We start from the raw sequence: 23,502 nt of genomic DNA, 5'->3' as shown, positions 1-23,502 counted from the left end.
CCATGATCGTTTCCACCACCCCCACCCTCGAAGGCCACCAGATCCGTGAATATCTGGGCGTCGTCACCGGCGAGGTGATCGTCGGCGCCAATATCTTCAAGGACCTGTTCGCCGGCATCCGCGATATCGTCGGCGGCCGCGCCGGCGCATATGAATCGACCCTGCGCAGCGCCCGGCGCGAGGCCTTCGCCGAACTCGAGATCGAAGCCAACCGCCTCGGCGCCAACGCAGTGGTGGGCATCGATATCGACTACGAAGTCGTGGGCCAGGGCGGCTCGATGCTGATGGTCTCGGTATCGGGCACCGCAGTCAGGTTCTAGAACCCGATACATTCGTTTCGTTCTCCCACCTTTATCGGACCGTCACAACGACGGAACGCCACCAATATCGTGCCGCGGTGAAGGGGGGAGGATAACTCTAGCCCTGCGGCGTACTCACTTCGTTGGCCTTGCGGCGGTCGATGCCCAGCTTGTGCTCGCGATAGACGATGAAAATGCCTGCAGAGACAACGATCACGCCGCCGATCAGCATCGACATCGTCGGCACGTCCTGGAAGACGAAATAGCCCACGGCGACGGCGATCAGCAGCGAGGTATATTCGAACGGCGCCACCACGCTCATTTCCGCATGCCGGTAGGATTCGGTCAGCAGGATCTGTCCGATGCCCCCGGCAATGCCGGCGCCGACCATGAAGATCAGCTGCTCGGTATTGGGCATGACCCAGCCGAAGGGGATCGTGCACAGCCCGACAACGCTTGAGGAAATGGAGAAATAGAGGACAATCGTGGCGGAGCGCTCGGTCTGCACCAGGCGCCGCACCAGCATCATGGCGACGGCCGCAAAGCAGGACGAGATCAGCGCCGCAATCGCGCCGATGGAGGCCTCCGACGCATCGGCCAGGCCGCCGGTCAGGAAGCTGAGTCGCGGCCAGAGAATGATCAGCACCCCAACCAGCCCGATCAGCACCGCGCCCCAGCGATAGAGGCGCACCACTTCGCCCATGAACAGGGCGCTGAAAATGACGATCAGCAGCGGCGAGGCATATTGAATTGCCGTGGTTTCCGGCAAAGGCAGCTTGGTCAGTGCATAGAAGCCGAATCCCATGCCGCCGCTGCCGATAAGTCCCCGCCAGATATGGCTGATCGGGTGCTTGGTCTTGATCCCGGCCAGTAGCTCGCGGCGATAGGTGAGATAGACCACGACGGGGATAATTGCGAAGAACGAGCGGAAGAACACCAGCTGCCCCGACGGAACGCCCTGCGAGGCCTTGAGCAACGACGCCATGCAGACGAAGACGCAGACAGAGGCGACCTTAAAGCCGATGCCGGTCAGTGGGTTAGACTGGCCAGGCGGATTGAGCAGAGGAGAGTTTGGCACGACGGATTTCGGTGAGTCAGGTTGGAGCCCAAGCATCGGCCGATTGGCTCCGCGACGCAAGCGCCGCGATTTCGCCACCTTGATGAACGTCATCTGAACGATCGTTCTTGCGCTTGCGCGCGCCCGCAAGTCCGGCTCTATGTTCGGTCATGCTCGCAGCGCTCGCCAACAACCTCCATATCGTCGCCGCCATCTACGCGGCGGTCTATATCCTGGCCGCCGTCTGCGCCGTGCGCGAGGTCATGGCATCGCGCACCTCGCAGGGCTCGATCGCCTGGCTGACCTCGCTCGCCTTCCTGCCCTTCCCCACCGCCTTCATCTACCTGGTCTTTGGCTGGAAGCATTTTGACGACTACGCCAAGGCGCGGCTCGAGCTGCGCCTGACCCGGCCGATCCGGGCCGAGGAGCTGCAGGTCATCGATCGCGAGACGGGCAAGGAATGGCCGGTGCTGATCCGCACGGCGGGCGCGCCGTTCCTGGCGGGCAATGCCCCCGAACTGCTCATCGACGGCAAGGACACCTTCGAATCGATCTTCGCCGGGATTGCGCAGGCCAGGAGCTATGTCGTGGTGCAGTTCTACACGATCCGCGACGATGCACTCGGGCGCCGGCTGGCGGACGCGCTGATCGAGCGCGCCAGGGCCGGCATTTCGGTCTGGGTGCTCTACGACGATGTCGGCAGCCAGAACCTCCCGGGACGCTACAAGCGGCGGCTGCGGGCGGCGGGAATCGGAGTGGCCGGGTTCAACCAGCGCCACCGTCTGCTCCGCATCCTCGGTCCGATGCGGGTCAACTACCGCAATCACCGCAAGGTGGTGCTGGTCGACGGCAAGGTGGCCTGGACCGGCGGGCTCAATGTCGGGGTCGAGTACCTGGGGCAGAAGAAGCGCTACGGCCGGCGCTGGCGCGACACCCATCTGCGGCTGGAGGGGCCGGCGGCGATGTCCTTTGCGATGATTTTGCGCGAGGACTGGCAGTGGGCGACCGGCGAGGAACTTGTGCTGCCCGCCACCGACGAGACGATCGACGAGCCGGGCAGCACGCCCGCCCTGGTGATGGCGACCGGTCCGGCCGACCGCGTCGAGAGCTGCGCCATCGCCTATACCGACATCATCGCCCAGGCGCGCGAACGGCTGTGGATCGTCAGCCCCTATTTCGTGCCCGATACCGACGTGCGGACGGCGCTCTATGCGGCCGTGCTGCGCGGCGTCGACGTGCGCATCATGCTGCCAGAAAAGCCTGACCACCTGCTGGTCTGGCTGGCCAGCAACGCCCATGCCGATGCCATGGTGATGCACGGCATCCACATCCACCGCTACACTGCGGGCTTCCTGCACCAGAAGGTGCTGCTGATGGACGACCGGGTCGTCTCGGTAGGGTCGATCAATTTCGACAACCGCTCGTTCGCCATCAATTTCGAGATTACCGTGTGGATGACGGCGCCGGAGATGATCACCGCGGTGGAGACCATGCTGCTGGCCGATTTCGAATGCTGCCGCCTCGTCGACGCCAAGGAGGTTGCAACCCGACCCGCCCTGCAACGCTTTGTCAGCCAGGCAGCCCGTCTCTTTTCTCCGGTCCTCTAGTTCCATGATCAAAGTCGCTTCGTACAATATCCGCAAGAGCCTGGGCACCGACCGCCAGCGCCAGCCCAACCGGATCATGAGCATTCTGGGCGAGATCAACGCCGACATCGTTGCCTTGCAGGAAGTCGACCGCCGCTTCGGCACCCGCGTTTCGACCATCCCCGCCGAGACCATTCTGGACCATTCCGACTATGTCCCGGTGCGTGTCGGCATCCGCGAGGAGAGCCTCGGCTGGCATGGCAATGCCATTCTGGTGCGCAAGGGCATCGAGATCGTCGACCAGAGGCGCATCGACCTGCCCTCGTTCGAACCGCGCGGCGCCGTGTTGGCCGACGTGCGGCTGGATCGCCACCTCGTGCGCGTCATCGGCATGCATCTGGGGCTGATGGGCACCACCCGGATCAAGCAGGCCCGGGCCATTGTCAGCTATCTCGAGCGGCTCGAAGGCAATGTCCCCACCGTCATCATGGGCGACCTCAACCAGTGGGCGCCGGACGGCGGTTCGCTCGCACAGTTCGCCCGCCACCACACGGTGATCGCCCCCGGCCCGAGCTTTCACTCGCGCCGTCCCATGCTCGGTCTCGACCGCATCATCACCAGCCGCGATATCGAAGTCCTGGGGACCGGCGTACACAAATCGGTGCTGGCGCGCCGTGGTTCCGACCACCTGCCGGTCTGGGCCGACCTCAGGCTGCCTTAACGCTCTGCACGCCGCGGCGTTGACTTGAGCCCCCCTGCGAGCCCATGAAACGGCCAATCACCGGAAACACGTGCCATGACCCTTTCGCAGCTCTCCGTCCCCCTCACCAAGGATCAGGCCTACGCCCTGGTCGACGCCGTGAGCGAGCGCGACGATCTCGCCGCCATTGCCTCCGCCCACGAGAACGAGGCCACCGGCGAATGGATCTTCGAGGCGACCTGTACCGAGCGTCCGGCGCTGGAAGCCTTCGTCGAACTGGCCCGCGAAACCCTGGGCGGCACGGTCGAGTTCTCGGTCGAACTGCTCGATCCCGAGGTCAACTGGGTCGCCAAATCGCTCGAAGGACTGGCGCCGGTGGTCGCCGGCGGCTTCTTCATCCACGGCAGCCATGACGCCGACAAGGTACCGGCCGGCATGCAGGCCATCCGTATCGACGCAGCCCAGGCCTTCGGCACCGGCCACCACGAAACCACGACCGGCTGCCTCGAGGCCATCGACCGCGTGCTCAAGCGCAAGCGCCCGAAGAACCCGATCGATGTCGGCACCGGCACCGGCGTGCTCGCCATTGCCCTCGCCAAGCGGCTGCGGCAGCCGGTGCTCGCCAGCGATATCGATCCGATTGCCGTCGAGACCACTATTGCCAATGCCCGCGACAATGGCGTCGCCCGATGGGTCCAGGCGGTTGAGGCCGCCGGGCTCGACAATTCCCGGATCATCGCCAAGGCGCCGTTCGACATGGTGGTGGCCAATATCCTCGCCGGCCCTCTGGTGTCGCTCGCCCCCGACATGAACCGACTGGTGACCCGGGGGACCTCGATCATCCTTTCGGGCATCCTGCTCAAGCAGGCGCCGCGCGTCGTCGCCGCCTATGCCCGCCTGGGCATGGTGGTGCGCTTCAAGATCCTGAAGAAGGAATGGGCGACGCTGGTGCTCGAAAAACTCTAGCCGGCTGCGCCAGGACGGGGCCGCATCACCCCCCTGAAAAAGCAAAATCCCCAGCCGTGGCCAGGGATTCATCAGCGGTCGCGATGCTGTCGTCTGCGCCTTGCGGGGCGGCCGATCAGATCGGGCGCTTGGTGATGGCGCCGATCAGCTGGTGCTGAAAGCGGTAGTTCACCTGACGGCTTGCCTCGCGGCCCCGTGCTTCAATCACAGAGCCAAGCGCCTTCCTGAAATCGTTCTTGCTCTCGGGCATTGTGGCAGTCTCCAAATAGTCGATGCGGGGCACCTGCCCCACACAAGCGATATAGGCCGCTCCGGCCCGCTGCGTTAGGCCTGCTTTGGCAGACCTGCCATTCGTTTTGCGCAACCCGCCTTAACGGGATATGAACGACTCAGCGATCGCCTCGCGGCTGGCCGGGCGGCTGTGCCGGCTGGTGGTCCCTGAGGTAGCTGTCGACAAAGCGCTGCGCACTGCGCTGCCGGCCGTCGATCATGTGGTCCAGCGCTTTCCTGAAGATATTGGGGCTCTTCGTCATGGCGATGACTCCATTGCGTTTCTGCACCCCGATAGTTGGGCAGTCTGGCCTGCTCTGCTAGGGTCCGGCGCACATGACAGCCATCCGGCTGCTGCAAGCGGCAGAGACACCAGAATGAGCGGCACCACCTTCGAACCTACCGTCTACCAGACCTTCGACATCAAGACCGACAAACGCAACGTGGCCCCACGTCTCAAGGCGCTGCGGGCAGCCATTGCCGAGGCCGGCCTCGATGGCTTCCTGGTGCCGCGGGGCGATGCGCATCGCGGCGAGCATGTGCCGCCCGGCGATGCCCGTCTGGCCTATGTCACCGGCTTCACCGGTTCCGCCGGCATCGCGGCCATCGGCCTCAAGAAGGCGACGCTCTTCGTCGACAGCCGCTACACCCTGCAGGCCCCGGCCGAAACCAACACCAGGCTGATCAAGGTTCTTGAGGGCGGCCAGGGCGGCATGCCAGCCGAGATCGGCGAGGTCGTGCCCAAGGGCGGCAAGCTCGGTTACGATCCCTGGCTGCACACGCCCGGCGAAATCAAGGACCTGACGGCCAAGCTGGAAGGGCACGCCAAGCTGGTGCCCACCCGCAATCTGGTCGATTCGGTCTGGGAAGACCGTCCGGGCGCACCGGTGAGCCTCGTCGAGTTTCTCGGCCACAACCGGGCTGGCAAGACCGCCGGTGACAAGCTGGGCGAGCTGCAGAAGACGCTGGCGAGCGACGATGTCGACGCCACCGTGCTCACCCTGCCCGAATCGATCTGCTGGCTGTTCAACATGCGTGGCCGCGATGTGCCCAATACGCCGTTCGTGCTCGGCTTTGCCATCGTGCCGAGGAAGGGCAAGCCGACGCTCTATCTCGACAAGAGCAAGATCACGCCCGAGGTCCGGAAGGGGTTGGCCGGCATTGCCAAGGTTGCCGACGCCGGCACCATGATGGCCGGCCTGCGCCAGCTGGGGGCGGCCGACAAGCGGGTGCAACTCGACCCGGCCACCTGCCCCGTCGCCATTTTCGATGCCATCCGGGGCGTCTCGGACGCGGTGATCGTGGAAAAGCGCGATCCCGTGCTGCTCGCCAAGGCGAAAAAGAACGAGGTCGAGATCAGCGGCATGAAGGAGGCGCAGTCGATCGACGGCGCTGCCATGGCCAAATTCCTCTGCTGGTTCGACGCCGAGGCGCCCAAGGGCAAGCTCGACGAAATCGGCATCGTCACCGCGCTGGAAGCCTTCCGCCGCGAAAGCGAGGCGCTGGCTGATGTCAGCTTCGACACCATTTCCGGCGCCGGCCCGAACGGCGCCATCGTCCACTACCGGGTCAACAGCGGCACCAACCGCACGCTGAAACCGGGGGAACTGATGCTAGTGGACTCAGGCGGCCAGTATCTGATGGGCACCACCGACATCACCCGCACCATGTCGACCGGCAAGGTCACCGCCGAGCAGAAGGACCGCTTCACCCGCGTGCTCAAGGGCATGATGGCGATTTCGACGGTGCGCTTTCCCAAGGGCACCTCGGGCGCGCAGATCGATGTGCTGGCGCGGCAGTTCCTGTGGCAGACCGGCCTGACCTACAACCACGGCACCGGCCACGGCGTCGGGCATTTCCTGTCGGTGCACGAGGGACCGGCCGGCATATCCTCACGCTATCCCCAGCCGCTCGAGGCCGGCATGATCCTCTCGAACGAACCGGGTTACTACAAGGAAGGCGCCTACGGCATCCGCATCGAGAACCTGATCCTCGTGGTTGAGAGCAAGTTCCCCGGCTACCTGGAATTCGAGACCCTGACGCTGACGCCGATCGACCTGCGACTGGTCGATGAAAAGCTGCTGACCGAGGCAGAGCGCGACTGGCTCAACGCCTACCACAAGCGCGTGTTCAAGGAGATCGGTCCGCAGGTGAAGGGCGAGGTCAAGGCGTGGCTGAAGGAGGCCACGCGGGCGATCTGAGCCGCTATTTGACGTCCCACGGGTCATAGAGCAGCAGCCAGGACAGCATCCAGTTCTGCCCGAGGCCGGTCGAGGTCACGTCGTCGACCTTCCAGCCGTCGGCCTGCTTGACCATGGCGACGCTCAGAAGGCTCGGGTGATCGAAATTGTGGAAGCTGACGGTGGCGATGGCGTTGTCGCCCAGGATTACCGGTTCGCCGATCTGCACGTCGAGCAGCAGCGCATTGTCCGCGTCGAGGAACGGGTTGAAGCTGCGGTCGGGCGAGACATCAATGCTGGTGTCGAGCGAGGCCATATCGCCGGTGGACCGGTTGGCGTGGTCGATGAACAGGCCCTTGAGCCGGTTCGAGTAGAACGGGTCGAGGCTCGCATGCGCCCGGCCGGCCTGGTAGGGCTGGTAGATCGCCTCAAGCAGCGCTCTGGGCGTTTCGAAGGCCTGCGCCGCACCCGGCAGCAGCAGACAGATGATGATGATCAGGAACGTGCGCAGCATAGCCCCACCCCGCAATTGCAGTGCCGGACTGTTACGCGCGTCGTAGGGCGCAATGGCGGCGCCAATCGTGAAAGATTGTGGCGCTAACCGTGTCGGCCGAGAAAGGTCGAGAGCCGCTCGATGCCCTCGGTCAACCGCGGCGTCGCCACCGCGTGACACCAGCGCAGCCAGCCCTCACCCTCCGGACCGAAGGCGGCGCCCGGCGCCAGCCCGAGGCCGGCTTCGGCAACGAGGCGCTTGGCAAGGGCGATGCTGTCGTCATGTCCCGCGACACGGAAGAAGACATACATGGCGCCGCCTGCCTCGGGCACCACCGTGCCCGGCAGAGCCCGCAACCCCTCGACCAGCAGGCTGCGCGTCTGCCGCAGATGGGCGCGCAGACGCGCCACTTCCGGCTCGCCCTGCTGCAGCGCCACGGTGGCAGCGCGCTGCACCGGCTCGAGAATGCAGGACGTATTGTACTCGATGACCTTGGTGAGATCGGCGATCACCGGCTCGGGCCCGGCGATCCAGCCGATGCGCCATCCGGTCATGCTCCAGGCCTTGGAAAAGCTGTTGACCGAGATGACGCGGTCGCCGAGTTCAGCGGCGGCGAGAAAGGATGGCGCCGACGCGAGGGCCGGATCGTGTACCAGCCGCTCGTAGACATCGTCGCTCAGCAGCCAGATGCCGTGCCTGCGGCAATGGGCGAGGATGACGGCGATGGCCTCGGGCGCGATGGTCCAGCCGGTGGGATTGTTGGGCGAGTTGATGATGCAGAGCCGGGTATCGGGCGTCAGCGCCGCCAGCAGCCGGTCGACATCGAGGCTCCAGCGACCGTCGGCAACGGCCAGCGGCACGCGGGTGACCCCGGCGCCGAGAATTTTCGGGATTTCAACGATATTGGGCCAGAGCGGCGTCACCGCCACGACCCTGTCGCCGGGCGACAGCACGGCCTGCATGACCAGCATCAGGGCCGAGACCCCTGATCCGGTGGCCGCGATCCGCTCAGGCGCGATGGACCGGCCGTGGAGGCCGGTGAGGTAGGACGCAATCGCCTCGCGCAGATAGGGGCGACCGAGGTTTTGCGAATAGAAAGTCTCGCCCGCTTCCAGCGACTGTACCGCTGCGGCGCGGATGAAGGCCGGCGTCGGCTGGTCGGATTCGCCGAACCAGAACGGCACGATGTCGGTGCGCCCCATGCCGGCATTGGCCACCTCGCGAATGAGCGAGGCGGCGAGATCGCGGATGACCGGGCGGGGAACGGCCGGGAAACGGTCGGCGCTGTCCATCAGTAGGTCGGCAGCGGCGCTTCGAGGATGGCGCGCAGCCGGTAGGGATATTCGGCATCGAAGTTCTCGATGTCATCCACCTTCCAGCGGCCGTCCTCGTTGACCAGCGTGACCCAGATATTCTGCTCCTGGTCGAAATTCTTGAACGACACCGGCACGGTGGCCCTGTCGCCGGAAATCTCGGCCTCGCTGATCACGAGATGGGTGACCTCGTAGTCCTGGCCGTTGATGACCGGATCGAAGTCGATCCGTCCCATCTCGCCATTGGCTTCGATGCGGTCGGCCTCGTAGAGCGCGTTCAGGCCGCTGGAGTTGAGCTGGTCGCCGTCCCAGCGCCGCCATTCGAAATCCGGGGTATAGGGCGAATAGAGCACCTCGACCACCTTGCGCGGATCGGCGAAGGCGTCGTCGCCGATGACGATTTTCGGCGAGAGCAGTTCGCTCAGCCGGTAGGGATTTTCGGGCATGGCCGAGACCACATCCTCGAGCTTCCACTCGCCATCATAGTTGAAGGCGGAGAGTTCGAGCGCCACCGGGTGGCCGAAATTCTTGAAGCTGACCGCTATCGTGGCGGCGTATTCGTTCGAATCGGGACCGAGGGCGGTGGTGAAGTCGGTGATCTCGGCGTCCTGCGCGTTGATCATCGGATCGAAGTCGAAGGACGCCGCCTCGCCATTTTCGATGCGGGATGTCTCGGAGGCGTACATGCGGTTGAGCTCGTCCGAACGCAGCGCGTCCGGATCGATCGCCTCGCCGCCCAGATAGGGGGCATAGAGCGCTTCAGCCAATGCCTCCGGCGTGTCGAAGGCAGCGGCCGGCAGGATGGTGGCGAGCAGAAGGCCGAGAACGGCAAGCAGGCGCATGATGTGACCCCGAGGATGAGACGCAGTCTTAGTTGAACCAGAAGGCATAGCCGAGAAGATTGTCGCCAAATACCCGGTTGGCTTCGGCAAATGTGCCGGCATCGGCCACCGGCCCGTCCCGCAGGAAGGGCAGCGCGCCATAGCCGGTGAGGATCATGATGAAATCGGTGCGCGTGGCAGTCTCGAAATAGGCCTTGAGATCGAACCCCTGCCGGAAGCGCCAGTGCGGTATCAGCAGCGTGCCATCGAGAATCCGGTCGGTGGCATCCAGCGTCGCCCGCCAGGCGGTGACCATTTCGGCGGTGACCGCGCCACCCGGCACGACGCTGCTCTGCCTGGGGTTGGGCACCAGTTCGCGATCGTCGTCGGTCTCGGCCAGGATCACCTCCCAGTTGCGGCGCGACAGGGCGACGACGGTCTTGAGCCGCGTATGCACGCGCCGCAGGCGGTCCGGCTCTATCACCGGCCAGTTGATGGTGTGCACGGCGGCGATGAGATCGGCGATGGCATTGTCGGTGGCCGGATCCATCATCAGCTGGCCGCCGCTCGAAAACCCCTGCATCGGCAGGCCTGCCCGCGGAAACAGCCGGTGGAAGGCAGCGTTGAAGATCTCGGTGAAGTCATGCGCCAGGAGGAAGTCGGCCTGTGCGGCCACGACATTGGAGTACCCCGCCAGCCAGATGGCATCGGCCCGGTCAAAGCCGATTTCGGTCGGCGAAACGGCCGGCGCAGGCGCGCCCTGCCCCGTCTGGTTGCGTGTCGGCGAGGCCGGACGGCTGAGGTCGGCCGGATCGATGCCCAGCGCCATGGCCAGCACCGCGCCGATGCTTTCGGTCGGCTCGGCCACGCCATCACCGGTGATGTCGACGCTAATCCTGAGGATGTCGATCGGCACTACATAGTCGCCCTCGGCCCCCGCCGCCTGCAGGCTGTCGCTGGCAAGATCGAGTTGCGCCTGCAGCGCTTCGAGCACGCCACGGAAACTGGCATAGTCGAGCGTCTGCGGCGCGGGATTGGCAGGAATGGGCAGGCTCATCATCGGCGCCATCGGCCCGGCATCGGGTGCCGCCAGACCGTAGCGATAGAGCCCCTGACCCAGCCCTTCGACGGCCTGCACGAAATCCACCATGCCCAGCCCGAAGCGCGCCTCGGCGTCGCCGGCACCGGCCAGCGGCGTCAGCGCGTCGTGCGCCGCCACGAGTTGCCCCTCATAGAGATAGCTGCGGGTGAGATCACCGGCCTCGCCGGCCAGCGCCGGTGAACCGAGTGCACAGGCGGTCGCCAGAACGGCCACGGCGCGCTTGAACATGGAAAGACCCTCCAAAGCGCCCCCCGGCTATTTGGACACCAGTTCCAACCACTTGTCTTCGTCCAAAACAAGGACGCCGTGCTTTTCGGCATCCTTGAGCTTGGACCCCGCCCCCGGCCCGGCGACGACGATATCGGTCTTGGCCGAGACCGAGCCAGCCACCTTGGCGCCCAGCCGCTCGGCCATGGCCTTGGCCTCGCCCCGCGTCATCTTCTCGAGGCTGCCGGTGAAGACCACGGTCTTGCCGGCCACTTCGCTATCGGCGGAAACGGTGACGACATAGGGCTTTGGATGCACCTGCTCGAGCAAGGCATCAAGAACCTCGTCATTGCGGGCATTGCCGAAGAAGTCGACCATGGCCTCGATGACGGTGCCGCCAATGCCGTCGACCGAGGGGAAGACGCTGGTCGGGTCTTCGGCGGCCGCCGTATCCTTGCCGACCCGCACCCATTCCTCCACCGTCGAGAAGGTCCTGGCCAGAGCCGCCGCCGTGGTCTCGCCGATATGCGGGATGCCCAGGGCAAAGATGAAGCGGTCGAGCTCGGGCTCGCGCCGCGCATCTATGGCGGCAAACAGCTTGTCGAGCCCCTCATAGGTGCGCTCTTCGGCGGTCAGCACCTTCTTGCGGGTGACACCCTTGGCCGCCTCGCGCTCGCGCGCCTGCGCCTCGCGCCGCTCGAACAGCGCCTGCTGCACCTCCGGCCGGCGGTCCTTGAGGGTGAAGATGTCGGCGGCGGTCTTGAGCAGCCCGGCCGAGAAGAAGAGCTCGATGTTCTCGGCCCCGAGGCCCTCGATATCCATGGCGCCGCGCGACACGAAATGACGCAGCCGTTCCACCGCCTGCGCCGGGCAGATCATTTCGCCGGTGCAGCGGCGCCGCGAGTCTTCCTTGCCGGTCTTTTCGTTGTGCTCGCGGGTCGCCGGCGAGCCGCAGACCGGACAGGTGTGCGGGAATTCGTAAGGAACGGCGTCTGCCGGACGCTTCTCCAGCACGACGCGGACAATCTGCGGGATGACATCGCCGGCCCGCTGGATCACCACGGTGTCGCCCACCCGGACATCGATCGGCTCGTCGCCGCGGATTGGTGCGCCGGTGCTGTCGATGCCCTTGATGTAGTCCTCGTTGTGCAGCGTGACGTTCTCCACCACGACGCCGCCCACGCTCACCGGGGCCAGACGCGCCACGGGCGCCAGTGTACCGGTGCGGCCAACCTGGATGTCGATGCGCCTGACCGTGGTGGTCGCCTGTTCGGCCGGGAACTTGTGGGCGATGGCCCAGCGCGGCTCGCCGGTGACAAAGCCCCAGCGCTTCTGCAGCTCGAGGCTGTCGACCTTGTAGACGACGCCGTCGATGTCGTAGCCGAGCGAGGAGCGCTGCGCCTCGATGACCTTGTAATGCGCGATCAGTTCCTCGGCCGATTTGGCGCGCACCATCAACGGACTGATCTTGAAGCCCCACGCGGCGAACTTCTGCACCGCCTCGAACTGCGTCGCGGCCGGCTCCTCGCTGGCGAGCCCCCAGGCGTAGGCGAAGAATTTGAGGTTGCGGCTGGCGGTGACCGAGGCATCCTTCTGCCGCAGCGAGCCGGCAGCCGTATTGCGCGGATTGACGTAATCCTGCCCGCCGACGGCCGCCGAACGCGCCTTGAGGGCTTCGAACTCGGCATAGGTCATGTAGACCTCGCCCCGGATCTCGATGGTCGACGGCCAGCCTGAGCCAGTCAGCTTTTTGGGGATATCGTCGATGGTCAGGAGGTTTGCCGTGATGTCCTCGCCCACCGCGCCGTCACCACGTGTCGCGCCCTGCACGAAGACGCCGTTCTCGTAACGCAGCGAGGCCGAGAGGCCATCGATCTTGGGTTCGGCTGTGAAGGCGAGATCAAGGTCCTTGTCGCGCTCGAAAAAGCGCCGGCCGCGGTCGATGAAGTCGAGCACGTCCTGATCAGTGTAGGCCTTGGCAAGGCTGAGCATCGGCACGGCGTGCCGGACCTTGGCAAAGCCTTCGGCCGGGGCCGCGCCCACCTTGCCGCTGAGGCTGTCAGGACGCTTGAGCTCGGGAAAGGCCCCCTCGATGGCGAGGTAGCGCAGCTTGAGCGCGTCATATTCGGCATCGGTGATCTCGGGAGCGTCTTTCTGGTGATAGGCCAGATCGGCAGCCGACAGCAGCTCGTGCAGGCGGCTGAGTTCGGCCCGCGCCTCATCCTCGGAAAAGCTCTCGATCTCCCGGTCCGTCGCCGCCACTAGTGCACCTCTGAAATCAGCTTGCTGGCCGCCGCGCGGGCCTCTTCCGTCACCGTGGCACCGGCCAGCATGCGTGCCACTTCCTCGCGCCGCGCCGGCTGATCGAGCGGCCGCACATGGGTGCGCATGAAGGCGCCCTCCGAGATCGCCTGCTTCTCGATCATCAGATGCGTACGCGCCCGCGCTGCCACCTGCGGAGCGTGGGTCACCGAGATGACCTGCACCTTGCCGGCCAGCCGCGACAGCCGCCGCCCGATGGCATCGGCCACTGCCCCGCCGACGCCAGTATCGATCTCGTCAAAGATCAGCACCGGAGCCGAGCCGCGATCGGCCAGCACCACCTTGAGCGCCAGCAGGAAGCGGCTGAGTTCGCCGCCCGAGGCCACCTTGAGCAGCGGCCCGGCCAGCGTGCCGGGATTGGTCTGCACGTGAAAGGCGATCTGGTCGAAGCCAGTGGCCGCCACGCGCTCGGCATCGACCTGCCGGTCGACGATGAATTTTGCAGCGCCGAGCTTGAGATCGGGTAGCTCGGCCTCGACCGCCTTGGTCAGCGCCTTCGCTGCCTTCTCGCGCTCGGCGCTGAGTTTGGTGGCGGCCTTCAGATAGGCAGCGCGCGCGGCCGCCGCGGCGGTTTCCAGAGCGACCAGCGATTCTTCGCCGCTCTGCAGCATGTCGAGTTCGGCGCGGTACTTTGCCAGCACCTCGATCAGCCCGTCGGCGGTGACGTGATGCTTGCGGGCTGCGGCGCGCAGTGCAAAAAGTCGTTCTTCCACCCGCTCCAGGTCGGAGGGATCGAAGGCCATTTCGCGCTTGAGCGTTTCAAGCGCATCCGAGGTGCCGTCGAGCGCCACCAGCGAGGCATCAAGCGCCTCGACGATGGGCTGGAAGATCGCCGCGCCACCCTCGGCCTTGCGCAGCAGGCGCCGCATCAGCCCGGCCAGCACCGGTCCGGGCGCGGAGGGTCCGTTCAGGATCTCGTCGGCATCGCGCACTTCCTCGGCAGCACGCTCCAGCGTCATCAGCCGGGCGCGGCGCTCGGCGAGCACTTCCTCCTCACCGACCTCGAGCCCGAGTTCGGCGAGTTCCTCGACCACGTGACGGGCATAGTCCTCACGCGAATGGGCCTCGTCGATGATCGCCCGCTGCCGCGCCACGGCGGCATCCGCCTCGACCAGAGTCGCGTGGGCCATGCGCACGGCGGCAACGTCATAGCCGCCGAAGATATCGAGCGAGGTGCGGTGCGTTGCGACATCGACGAGCGCGCGGTCGTCGTGCTGCCCATGGATTTCCACGATCAGGCGTCCGACGCTCTGCAGCAGGCCGGCCGACACCGGCTGGTCATTGATGAAGGCACGGGTGCGCCCGTCGGCAAACTGCACGCGCCGCAGGATCACATCCTCGTCGTCGGCAATCGCGTTGTCGCGCAGCGCCTCGCGCGCCGGATGGGCTGCCGGCAGCGACAGCACCGCCACCACCTGGCCGCTGTCGGCCCCTGCCCGCACCAGCGACGCGTCACCGCGCCCGCCGAGCGCCAGCGTCAGGGCATCAAGCAGGATGGATTTGCCCGCACCGGTTTCACCGGTCAGCACGGTCAGACCCTCGTCGAGAGCCAGATCGAGCTGATCGATCAGAACGATGTTGCGGACCGAGAGCGCACTCAGCATTCCGGGAACAACCCCTCAAAGCAGCGCGGATCATAGCCCCTGCCGCGCGACGGCGAACCTAGCGCGAGCAGGAACAAACTGGCAACGAAATTGTCAGGCCTTTTTCAGGGTGGCCAGCTTGCTGCCCTGATTGATCTGCGGCGCCAGACCCTGCTTCTGCAGCAGACTGACCGCATCCTTGTACCACTGGCTGGCCGGATAGTTGTGGCCGAGCACGGCAGCAGCCGTCTGCGCCTCGCTGACGAGGCCGAGCGCCAGGTTGGATTCGGTAAGGCGATAGAGCGCCTCCTCGATATGTGTCGAGGTCTGGTACTTCTCGGCGACCGTCTGGAAGCGGTTGATGGCGGCGGCATACTGGCCGTTGCCGAGGTAGTAGCGGCCCACCGACATTTCCTTGCCGGCCATCTGGTCATAGGCCACGAGGATCTTTTCCTGCGCGTCCTTGGCGTACTCGCTCTTGGGATAGTTCGAGATCAGCAGCGTGTAGGTATCGATGGCGTCGCGCGAAATCTGCTGGTCGCGCGTGATGTCCTTGATCTGTCCGAAATAGGCATTGCCCTTGAGGTAGAGGACGTAGGGCACTTCCTTGTTGGACGGATAGAGCGCGATGTAGCGGTCCGCAGCGAGAATCGCTTCGTCGAACTTGCCGATGCGGTAATTGCCATAGACCTGCATCAGCTTGGCCTTCTCGTTGTAGTCCGAGTAGGGATGCTGGCGCTCAAGCTTTTCGAGATTGGCCACCGCCGTCACGTAACGCTGGTTGTCCATGTCCTTGATCGCCGTCGCATAGAGCGTTTCCGGCGGGATGATGGTCTCTTCCTTGATCTTGGGCGCGCCGAACATGTCGCATCCCGCAAGCGCAACCGCCAGCAGACCGATCGCCGCGATCCGGGCGAACCGGCCGATATATCCCGCAGATGCCTTGGTAATCACGAATAGCCCCGTCACGTTACACGCCGTCTTGCGACAAGCCGACTACTTACAAAAACGATCAAAACTGTGGCTGCAGAACCGGATCAGCCGACCGAACGGAGATAAGGCCGCACTTCGAGACCATCGGGCACGTCGTCGAGTGCGTCAAAGGCCAGCGGCAAATCTTCGGCCGAGACTATCTCATAGTTGGCTTCGCTCGCAAACAGCCCGTGCAGCACGAGGGCGTTGAGCGCATGGCCGCCCTTGTAGGAGCGGAACCGGCCATAGATCGGCAGGCCGCACAGGGCCAGATCACCGATGGCGTCGAGCAGCTTGTGACGGACGAACTCGTCCTCGTAGCGCAGGCCGCCCGGATTGAGGATGCGGTCCTCGTGCACGGTGATGGAATTGTCGAGGGACGAGCCAAGGGCATAGCCGGCCTGGCGGAGAATCTTGGCATCGCGCACGAAGCCGAAGGTGCGGGCGCGGGCGACGTCGTCGCAATACTTGCGCGGCGTCCAGTCGAAGATCATGCGCTGGCGGCCGATGACCCGGCTGTCGAAATCGATCTCGAGGTCCAGCATGCGGCCATTATAGGGCTCGAGCGCGGCGGAAGCCTCGTTGTTGCGGACGAGAACCTGCCGCATGATCTTGATGTAGCGGCGCGGCGCCGGCTGCACGTCGAGGCCGGCTTCCATGATGCCGTTGACGTAGGGCTGCGCGCTGCCGTCGAGAATCGGGCACTCGGCGCCGGTCAGCGTCACCAGGGCATTGTCGACACCCATGCCCGAAAGGGCCGAGATCACATGCTCCACTGTCGCCACGGAAACGCTGTCGCCAAGATCGAGCGTGGTGCAGAGCGTGGTGCGGGTGACGCGCGAAAAATGCACCGGCACCGGACCGACGGTCACGCCATTGTCGAGTTTCCGAGCAATCAGATAGCCACTGTCGGCGGGAGCCGGCTCGATGGTGAGGGTGACGGGCAATCCGCTATGGACACCAAAACCGCTGAATTCGAGCGCGCGAGCAAGGGTGCGTTGCCGCGCCGAAAGTTTCTGCATCAATTAGACTCCAAACCCCGACAGACGGCCCCGGTGCAGTCTTAGCCAATAAAAACCCGGCGCGGAAGCCGCACCGGGCGAAGTTTTTAACCTCTGATTAAGCCTCGATCAGCCGTGCTTCCGGAGGAAAGACGGGATTTCGATATGCTCTTTCTGCGCCGCCGGAGCCGGCTCGCGGCCGTGCTTGTCGAGCGACCCGGCAGCCCCCTGCGCGGGCTGCGAACCCTGCGAAACCCTAGGCGTTCCGGCCTCTATGGCGCTGCGGGCAGCGGCATCGTCGGCGCGTGTATGCTCGGTTTCATCAAGCCCGTGCGGCTCGCTCGAGCGCAGCGCATTGCCGACATTGGAGGCGAGGCGCTTGAACAGGGCGCGGGCATTGCGCGGCTCGACGTCCTGCTTTTCTTGGGGCGCGAGTGACCGTCTTGCAACAACCGGCAGTTCCTCGGTCCGCGGCATGCGCCGCTGGCCATCGGGACGTTCGGCGCTGGAAGGCACGTAAACGCTGGGAATCGGGGCTTCCGGGGCCCGCATGCCCTCTTCGATGATGTTGTGGGCAGCCGCCGGGATATAGGGCTCCACCGTCACGCCGTCGTCTTCCTGGTAGCTGGTATAGGTCGGCTCCTGGATCGCCTCGGCCACGGCCTGCTCGACCTGTGATTCGAGCGGCTCGAACGACTTAACCTCGGGTTCCGGCTGCGGCTGGGGCGCAGCGTCGGCCATCGGACGGCGCTGCTGCACCTGCAGCGGCGCGCGACCGCTGTTGGAAGCCATCGGCTCCATGGCCTGCACCATGGTGGCATCGGTGCCGGTCGCAACGACCGAGACGCGGATCGTGCCGTTCAGGTTCGGATCGTAGGTGGCGCCCAGAATGATGTTGGCATCCGGATCGACTTCCTCGCGGATGCGGCTCGCCGCCTCGTCGACTTCATAGAGCGTCAGGTCCGGACCGCCGGTGATGGAGATCAGCAGGCCGCGCGCCCCATGCATCGACACGTCGTCGAGCAGCGGATTGGCAATGGCGGCTTCTGCCGCATGACGGGCACGATCTTCGCCCTCGGCTTCGCCGGTTCCCATCATGGCCTTGCCCATGCCGCGCATGACGGCGCGCACGTCGGCAAAGTCCAGGTTGATCAGGCCTTCCTTGACCATCAGATCGGTGATGCAGGCGACACCCGAGTAGAGCACCTGGTCGGCCATCTTGAAGGCGTCGGCAAAGGTGGTCTTCTCGTTGGCGACGCGGAAGAGGTTCTGGTTCGGAATGACGATCAGCGTATCGACATGGCGATGCAGCTCGTCGATGCCATCCTCGGCCAGACGACCGCGACGGTTACCCTCGAACTGGAACGGCTTGGTGACGACGCCGACCGTCAGGATGCCCTGCTCGCGCGCGGCACGCGCAATCACCGGCGCCGCGCCGGTTCCGGTGCCGCCGCCCATGCCCGCGGTGATGAACACCATATGCGAGCCGGAGAGGTGATCATTGATCTCGTCCCAGCTTTCTTCGGCGGCAGCCTTGCCGACCTCGGGGTGAGAGCCGGCGCCGAGACCCTCGGTGACCGCCACGCCCAGCTGGATGATCCGCTGTGCACTCGACAGCGCCAGAGCCTGGGCATCCGTGTTGGCGACCACGAAGTCGACACCGTCCAGGCCAGAGGCGATCATGTTGTTGACGGCATTGCCGCCGGCGCCACCGACTCCGAAGACGGTGATGCGCGGCTTGAGTTCCTGGATGTCAGGGATCGTGAGATTGATCGTCATGGAGGGCCCCATCGTGGCGTGTTGATTAAGTTTTAGTCGCCAATTCGTTAACCGCCTCCTAACAAAACCGCCGAATCCGTTAACCCAGACGCAAAATGCAAGACGCTGCCGGACACTTGTAAGCTCCGGTTAAGTATGGGCTGGAACTGCAGCCCAAAGCGCTAACACTCTGAATTTACGAATGAACGGGTCGATGCGACCCAGCCCGGAAAGGCGCCACGGCCTCCGAATTCTGTATCAGGACGCTTCACTTTCGTTACCGTTCCCTTTATGTTCCGTATCGAGACAGGAGGGCCGCCAATGGCTCAGCGATCAGGCAGCGCCGATCTGCCACTGCATGGCGGCCGGGTACCGCCATGGCTGGCCCAGCGCATGGCCAGACTCGGGGCCGTGATCTGCGACGCCATCGTCCAGGAATATGGACGCGAGGAACTGCTGCGCCGGCTGTCGAGCCCGTTCTGGTTCCAGTCGTTCGGTGCCGTCATGGGCATGGACTGGCATTCCTCCGGCATCACCACCAGCGTCATCGGCGCACTCAAGCGTGGCCTGCAGCCGCTCGAGCGCGAACTCGGACTGTTCGTCTGTGGCGGCCGCGGCAGGCATTCGCGCAAGACTCCCGGTGAACTGGTGGAGATCGGCAATCGCGTCGGTTTCGACGGCGCCGCCCTGGCGCAGGCCAGCCGGCTCGTCGCCAAGGTCGACAGCGCCGCGGTCCAGGACGGGTTCGATCTCTATCTGCATGGCTTCATCGTGGCCGCCGACGGCAGCTGGGTGGTGGTGCAACAGGGCATGCGCGGCGACTTCGGCACCGCCCGGCGCTACCACTGGACCTCGGAGGGCCTGACCGACTTCGTCGATGCGCCGCACGTCGCGATCGAGGGCCAGAACAGCGGCGAGATCACCAACCTCACCGACCGGCGGGCGGAAAACTCCCGCAAGGCCCAGCTCGACCTGCTGGCGACGCTTGGCCCGGACGGCATTGTCGACCAGCTGATCGACCTGATGCCGCGCAAGGAGGTGCCGCCACCGGCGCAGATGACCCTGCCCCACCTGGTCATGCCGGCGCATCACGACATCCGCGAAAAGGACGTGATCATGCGGCGCCTGCATGGCGCGCTGGCCGCCGCCGAAGGGCAGGCGCCGAGGGACTTCTCCGAGCTGCTGCTGGTGCCCGGCATCGGCGCCCGCACCGTCAAGTCGCTGGCCCAGGTGGCCGAAGTGATCCACGGCGCTCCGCACCGCTTCACCGACCCTGCCCGCTTCGCCATGGCGCATGGCGGCAAGGACGGTGCCCCCTTCCCGGTGCCGCTGAAAGTCTACGACGAGACTATCCGGGTGCTGAAATACGCCGTGGTCAAGGCGCGGCTCGGCCACAGCGAGGAGTCCAGCGCCATCAAACGGCTCGACCACCAGACGCGGCAGCTCGAAGCCACGGCAAAGGGTCCGGGCTTTCAGGAGTTTGTGGACGAGGAATGGCGCCGTTCCGAGGACTATGGCGGCCGCACTGTGTTCGACGACGCCGCCGAACCGTTCGCGCGGGTGAAGAAGCGGAGGGCGGGCTAGAACGCCGACTTCAGCCAGGTGCCGACGCGGGCGATGTAGCCGTCGGTGCCGGTCAGGCGGGCCGTGCGCGGTTCGGAAAATTCCTGGGCGCAGACCTGGGGGTAGATCAGCATGCCGGCAACGCAGGCAAAGGCGGGGCCCTTGGCCATCTCGGGCAGGCCGGAAATGCCCATCGGGCGGCCGTTGCGGACATTGCGGGCGAGGACGCGGCGGGCGACTTCCGGCAGGCCGGTGAGTTCGCTGCCTCCGCCGGTGAGCACGAAGCGGCAGCCGCAGATATCCATCATGCCGGTGGCCTGCATGCGATCGCGCACGGCGGTGAACATTTCCTCGATGCGCGGGCGGATGATGCGGGTGACGTGCGAGCGCGGGATCTGGCCCGGCGCCTCGTCCTCGCTGGCGCCGACCGGAACGATGGGGATGAGGTCGCGCTCGTCGGCCTGGGCCGGCAGTACCGAGCCGTAGACGGTCTTGATCCGCTCGGCATCGGCAACGCTGACCGAGAGGTGGCGGGCGATATCGAGAGTGAGATGGTGCCCGCCAATGGCGATGGCATCGGTATAGACCAGCTGGTTCTCCGCAAAGACCGAGACGGTCGTCGTCGCCCCGCCCAGATCGATGCAGGCCACGCCCAGCTGCGACTCGTCGTCGACAAGCGTCGACAGTCCCGAGGCGTAGGGCGTGGCGACCAGCGCCTCGATCTGCAGATGGCAGCGATGCAGCACCAGCTCGATATTGCGCATGGCCAGCGTTTCGGCCGAGATCACCGACACATCGACGCTGAGGCGTTCGCCCACCATGCCGCGCGGGTCCTTGACGCCTTTCTGGCCATCGAGGGCATAGCCGATGGGTAGCGCGTGAATGATCGAGCGTTCCGGGCGCACCGAGCGCTCGTTGACGGCCTTGAGCACGCGCTGGATATCGCCGCGCTCGACTTCGAGGCCGCCCAGATTGACCGTGGCCGAGAATGTCTCCGAACCAAGCCGGCCGGCGGTGACATTGACGATCACCGACTGCACGGTGAGACCGGCGGCCCGCTCCGCCATGCCGACGACGGTGCGCACAGCCTGTTCGGCCTTGTCGAGGTCGGTGATGACGCCGGACTTGATGCCCGAGGATTTGCCATAGCCAAAGCCGATGACTTCGACCACGTGCGTGCGGCCCTTGAGCGACTTGCCCTCCGGGCGCGGCACCAGGCGGGCGATCACGCAGCAGATCTTGGTCGAGCCGATATCGAGCACGGCGACCAGCGTGGTCCGCCCCGGCTGAACGGGTTTGAGACGTGCGGTCATGGCCTCGGTCATCATCACTGTGCCTTGTCTGCCGGCCGCTGGGCAGGCGTTACATATACGGGGGCGACCTTCACGGGATCGGCTTTGGCGACGGGCTTCTTCTTGCCCGGCTTGGCCGCGGCGGCGATCTGTTCGTCGGCGACCGGACCCGGCTTCAGCGCCACGAGCCCAGGCACGCGCAGATCGACCAGCGTCACGTCCCGGTCGAGCAGCGCATGGTCGCGCTGGTAGGTTTCGAGGTGGTCGAGCGCCTGCGCCACGCCCTGCTCGGGCAGTTGCACACGCAGGCCGGTGTAATAGATGAGATCCCAGCGCCGGTCGCCGATGCGCGACAGGGCGGCCAGATCGTCGAGCAGCAGCGGGTGCCGGGCCATCATGCGGGTCATGATGATGGCGTCATCGGCCGCCCCCTCCCCGACCACCAGGGGCAGCTCGGTATAGGCAGCCGCCGGATCGGTGCCGATCCGCGTGCCGGTCTCGTTGACCAGCCAGGTGGTGGTGCCGACGCGCCAGCGCACGGCCGGGGTCTTTTCGACGATGTCGACGATGATTTCGCCCGGATAGACCTTGCGCACATTGGCGCTGTCGACCGCCTGCATCCAGCGGATCAGGTTGCGGGCCTTCTGGGCGTCGAAATTGAGCGTCGAGGCGCCGCCGCTCATCATCAGCAGCGCGATGATGTGCTGGTCCTGGCTCAGCGTCTGGCCGGAAATGGTGATCGCATCGATGCCGAAGCCCGCTGCGGCGAACTCGCCCTGCACGATGTTGAAGACATTGCCGCCCAGCTTGGCCAGCGGCTCGCGCGCCTGATAGACGCCGACAATGCAGAGCAGCGCCAGCAGCGCGCCGGCAGCCCGGATGATGATCCGGCGATGCAGCACCCAGGCATGGCTTGCCGAGATCAGCGCGCGGCGGCGGGCCGTGCGCGGCGGCGCCGGGATGCGCAGGGCGAGCGGCTGCGGCCTGGCCGGCGGACGGGCAAGCGGATGCACGGCCCGGGCATCGGCAAACCCTTTAGCCCCTACCTGTTGCAACTCGCATCCTCCACCATCCAGGAGACCAGCTCCTCGAATGTGTGGCCCGCATGGATGGCCTGTTCGGGAACCAGTGATGTTTCGGTCATGCCTGGCTGGGTGTTGATTTCGAGACAGACGAGTTCCCCGTCCGGCCCGGCCTGGTCGTTGAAACGGAAGTCCGTCCGTGTCACGCCCCGGCACCCGAGCGCAGCATGCGCCTTGAGCGACATCTTCTGCACTTTATCGTAAATATTCGGTTGCACCGGCGCCGGAATAATGTGGTGCGAGCCGCCTTTGGCGTATTTTGCCTCGTAATTGTAGAAGGAGAGGTCGGTGACGATCTCGGTCACCCCGAGGGCGACATCGCCCATCACCGCGCAGGTCAGTTCGCGGCCGGGAATGTAGCGCTCGACCATCACGTCCTCGCCCGAGTTCCAGTCCTCGCGCAGCAATTCCTGTGGCGGATGGGCCTGGTCGCCCTTGACGATGAAGACGCCGAAGCTGGAGCCGTCGGCGATCGGCTTGATCACATAGGGCGGCGGCATGGCGTGGGCGCGCACCACATCGGCGCGGTTCATGATCAGGTGGTCGGTGACCGGAATGCCGGCGGCCTTGAGCATGATCTTGGCCTGATGCTTGTCCATGGCCAGCGCCGAGGCGAGGACGCCCGAATGCGTATAGGGCAAGCGCAGCAGTTCGAGCAGGCCCTGGATCATGCCGCTCTCGCCGAACGGGCCATGCAGGGCATTGAACACCACATCGGGCTTGAGCCGCTGCAGTACGCCGGCAATGTCGCGATCGACATCGACATCGGTGACGGTATAGCCGGCCCGGGTCAGCGCATCGGAACATTCACGGCCGGACTTGAGCGACACCGGTCGCTCGTTCGACCAGCCGCCCATGAGGACGGCGACATGCTTGCTCATTGTTCGCTACTCCAGAGCGGGTGTGCGCCACTCACCCGCCCTTCGGCCACCCTC

At 65.4% G+C, this 23,502-nt stretch carries 21 protein-coding genes; 6 read left to right on the top strand and 15 right to left on the bottom strand.

The annotated features are described in order from the left end of the window. The first annotated feature begins 2 nt into the window (after positions 1-2). On the top strand, positions 3-320 hold the full coding sequence (locus tag AC0L4C_RS12470) for a heavy metal-binding domain-containing protein (RefSeq protein WP_473399939.1): 318 nt from the start codon (positions 3-5) through the stop codon (positions 318-320). Between the two features lie 97 nt (positions 321-417). Here the strand turns inward: AC0L4C_RS12470 and AC0L4C_RS12465 are convergent, their stop codons facing one another. Then, positions 418-1,284, bottom strand: coding sequence for a DMT family transporter (locus AC0L4C_RS12465; protein WP_473403515.1), 867 nt, complete (start codon positions 1,282-1,284; stop codon positions 418-420). Between the two features lie 242 nt (positions 1,285-1,526). Between AC0L4C_RS12465 and cls the strand changes: the two genes are divergently transcribed. From cls to AC0L4C_RS12450, 3 genes are all read left to right on the top strand, one after another. Then, a complete protein-coding gene (cls, locus tag AC0L4C_RS12460) occupies positions 1,527-2,963 on the top strand; it encodes a cardiolipin synthase (protein ID WP_473399938.1) in 1,437 nt (478 codons plus the stop codon). A 4-nt stretch (positions 2,964-2,967) separates the two neighbouring features. After that, a complete protein-coding gene (locus AC0L4C_RS12455) occupies positions 2,968-3,663 on the top strand; it encodes an endonuclease/exonuclease/phosphatase family protein (RefSeq protein ID WP_473399937.1) in 696 nt (231 codons plus the stop codon). A gap of 75 nt (positions 3,664-3,738) precedes the next feature. Then, on the top strand, positions 3,739-4,608 hold the full coding sequence (locus tag AC0L4C_RS12450) for a 50S ribosomal protein L11 methyltransferase (protein WP_473399936.1): 870 nt from the start codon (positions 3,739-3,741) through the stop codon (positions 4,606-4,608). Positions 4,609-4,723: 115 nt separating this feature from the next. Here AC0L4C_RS12450 and AC0L4C_RS12445 read toward each other — a convergent pair whose 3' ends face one another. Beyond that, on the bottom strand, positions 4,724-4,858 hold the full coding sequence (locus tag AC0L4C_RS12445) for a hypothetical protein (protein WP_473399935.1): 135 nt from the start codon (positions 4,856-4,858) through the stop codon (positions 4,724-4,726). Between the two features lie 139 nt (positions 4,859-4,997). Then, complete coding sequence (locus AC0L4C_RS12440) at positions 4,998-5,141, bottom strand: hypothetical protein (RefSeq protein WP_473399934.1); 144 nt, start codon at positions 5,139-5,141, stop codon at positions 4,998-5,000. 114 nt (positions 5,142-5,255) lie between these two features. On the opposite strand from AC0L4C_RS12440, the gene AC0L4C_RS12435 reads away from it, so the two are divergent. After that, positions 5,256-7,079, top strand: coding sequence for an aminopeptidase P family protein (locus AC0L4C_RS12435; RefSeq protein ID WP_473399933.1), 1,824 nt, complete (start codon positions 5,256-5,258; stop codon positions 7,077-7,079). Positions 7,080-7,083: 4 nt separating this feature from the next. Here AC0L4C_RS12435 and AC0L4C_RS12430 read toward each other — a convergent pair whose 3' ends face one another. The 9 genes from AC0L4C_RS12430 to ftsZ all read right to left on the bottom strand — a co-directional run bounded on the left by AC0L4C_RS12430 (position 7,084) and on the right by ftsZ (position 18,651). Then, complete coding sequence (locus AC0L4C_RS12430) at positions 7,084-7,572, bottom strand: hypothetical protein (protein WP_473399932.1); 489 nt, start codon at positions 7,570-7,572, stop codon at positions 7,084-7,086. Between the two features lie 83 nt (positions 7,573-7,655). Then, positions 7,656-8,843 carry a pyridoxal phosphate-dependent aminotransferase gene (locus tag AC0L4C_RS12425; protein WP_473399931.1) on the bottom strand — a complete coding sequence of 396 codons (1,188 nt, stop codon included), beginning with the start codon at positions 8,841-8,843 and terminating at the stop codon, positions 7,656-7,658. After that, a complete protein-coding gene (locus tag AC0L4C_RS12420) occupies positions 8,843-9,706 on the bottom strand; it encodes a DUF3828 domain-containing protein (protein ID WP_473399930.1) in 864 nt (287 codons plus the stop codon). The genes AC0L4C_RS12425 and AC0L4C_RS12420 overlap by 1 nt, the downstream gene beginning before the upstream one ends. A gap of 28 nt (positions 9,707-9,734) precedes the next feature. Next, positions 9,735-11,015 (bottom strand): hypothetical protein, encoded by a 1,281-nt coding sequence (locus AC0L4C_RS12415; RefSeq protein WP_473399929.1) that lies wholly within the window; start codon positions 11,013-11,015, stop codon positions 9,735-9,737. A 27-nt stretch (positions 11,016-11,042) separates the two neighbouring features. Then, positions 11,043-13,256 carry an NAD-dependent DNA ligase LigA gene (gene ligA, locus AC0L4C_RS12410; protein WP_473399928.1) on the bottom strand — a complete coding sequence of 738 codons (2,214 nt, stop codon included), beginning with the start codon at positions 13,254-13,256 and terminating at the stop codon, positions 11,043-11,045. After that, positions 13,256-14,920 (bottom strand): DNA repair protein RecN, encoded by a 1,665-nt coding sequence (gene recN, locus AC0L4C_RS12405; protein ID WP_473399927.1) that lies wholly within the window; start codon positions 14,918-14,920, stop codon positions 13,256-13,258. Before recN ends, ligA begins: the two co-directional genes overlap by 1 nt. Positions 14,921-15,013: 93 nt before the next feature. Then, entirely contained in the window at positions 15,014-15,853 is an 840-nt protein-coding gene (locus AC0L4C_RS12400; RefSeq protein ID WP_473399925.1) for an outer membrane protein assembly factor BamD, read from the bottom strand. A gap of 83 nt (positions 15,854-15,936) precedes the next feature. Beyond that, positions 15,937-16,893, bottom strand: a complete 957-nt coding sequence (gene lpxC, locus AC0L4C_RS12395) for a UDP-3-O-acyl-N-acetylglucosamine deacetylase (RefSeq protein ID WP_473399924.1) — start codon at positions 16,891-16,893, stop codon at positions 15,937-15,939. A gap of 108 nt (positions 16,894-17,001) precedes the next feature. Continuing rightward, a complete protein-coding gene (gene ftsZ / locus AC0L4C_RS12390) occupies positions 17,002-18,651 on the bottom strand; it encodes a cell division protein FtsZ (protein ID WP_473399922.1) in 1,650 nt (549 codons plus the stop codon). Between the two features lie 300 nt (positions 18,652-18,951). On the opposite strand from ftsZ, the gene AC0L4C_RS12385 reads away from it, so the two are divergent. Next, positions 18,952-20,214: a DUF763 domain-containing protein gene (locus tag AC0L4C_RS12385; protein ID WP_473399921.1), complete on the top strand. Its 1,263-nt coding sequence runs from the start codon at positions 18,952-18,954 to the stop codon at positions 20,212-20,214. Here the strand turns inward: AC0L4C_RS12385 and ftsA are convergent. From ftsA to AC0L4C_RS12370, 3 genes are read right to left on the bottom strand one after another with little or no spacing between them, the layout of a single operon-like run. Beyond that, a complete protein-coding gene (gene ftsA, locus AC0L4C_RS12380; protein ID WP_473399920.1) occupies positions 20,211-21,506 on the bottom strand; it encodes a cell division protein FtsA in 1,296 nt (431 codons plus the stop codon). The two genes, AC0L4C_RS12385 and ftsA, sit on opposite strands and share 4 nt — an antisense overlap. A gap of 14 nt (positions 21,507-21,520) precedes the next feature. Then, the gene (locus AC0L4C_RS12375; RefSeq protein ID WP_473399917.1) at positions 21,521-22,540 is read right to left on the bottom strand and encodes a cell division protein FtsQ/DivIB; all 1,020 of its coding nucleotides are present in this window, start codon (positions 22,538-22,540) and stop codon (positions 21,521-21,523) included. After that, positions 22,528-23,448 (bottom strand): D-alanine--D-alanine ligase, encoded by a 921-nt coding sequence (locus tag AC0L4C_RS12370; protein WP_473399915.1) that lies wholly within the window; start codon positions 23,446-23,448, stop codon positions 22,528-22,530. Before AC0L4C_RS12370 ends, AC0L4C_RS12375 begins: the two co-directional genes overlap by 13 nt. Positions 23,449-23,502: the final 54 nt, after the last annotated feature.

The sequence above is a fragment of the Devosia sp. J20-27 genome, assembly GCF_055808595.1.
Note: the sequence above shows the minus strand (reverse complement) of the source record. Positions and strands in the feature narration are given on the sequence as shown.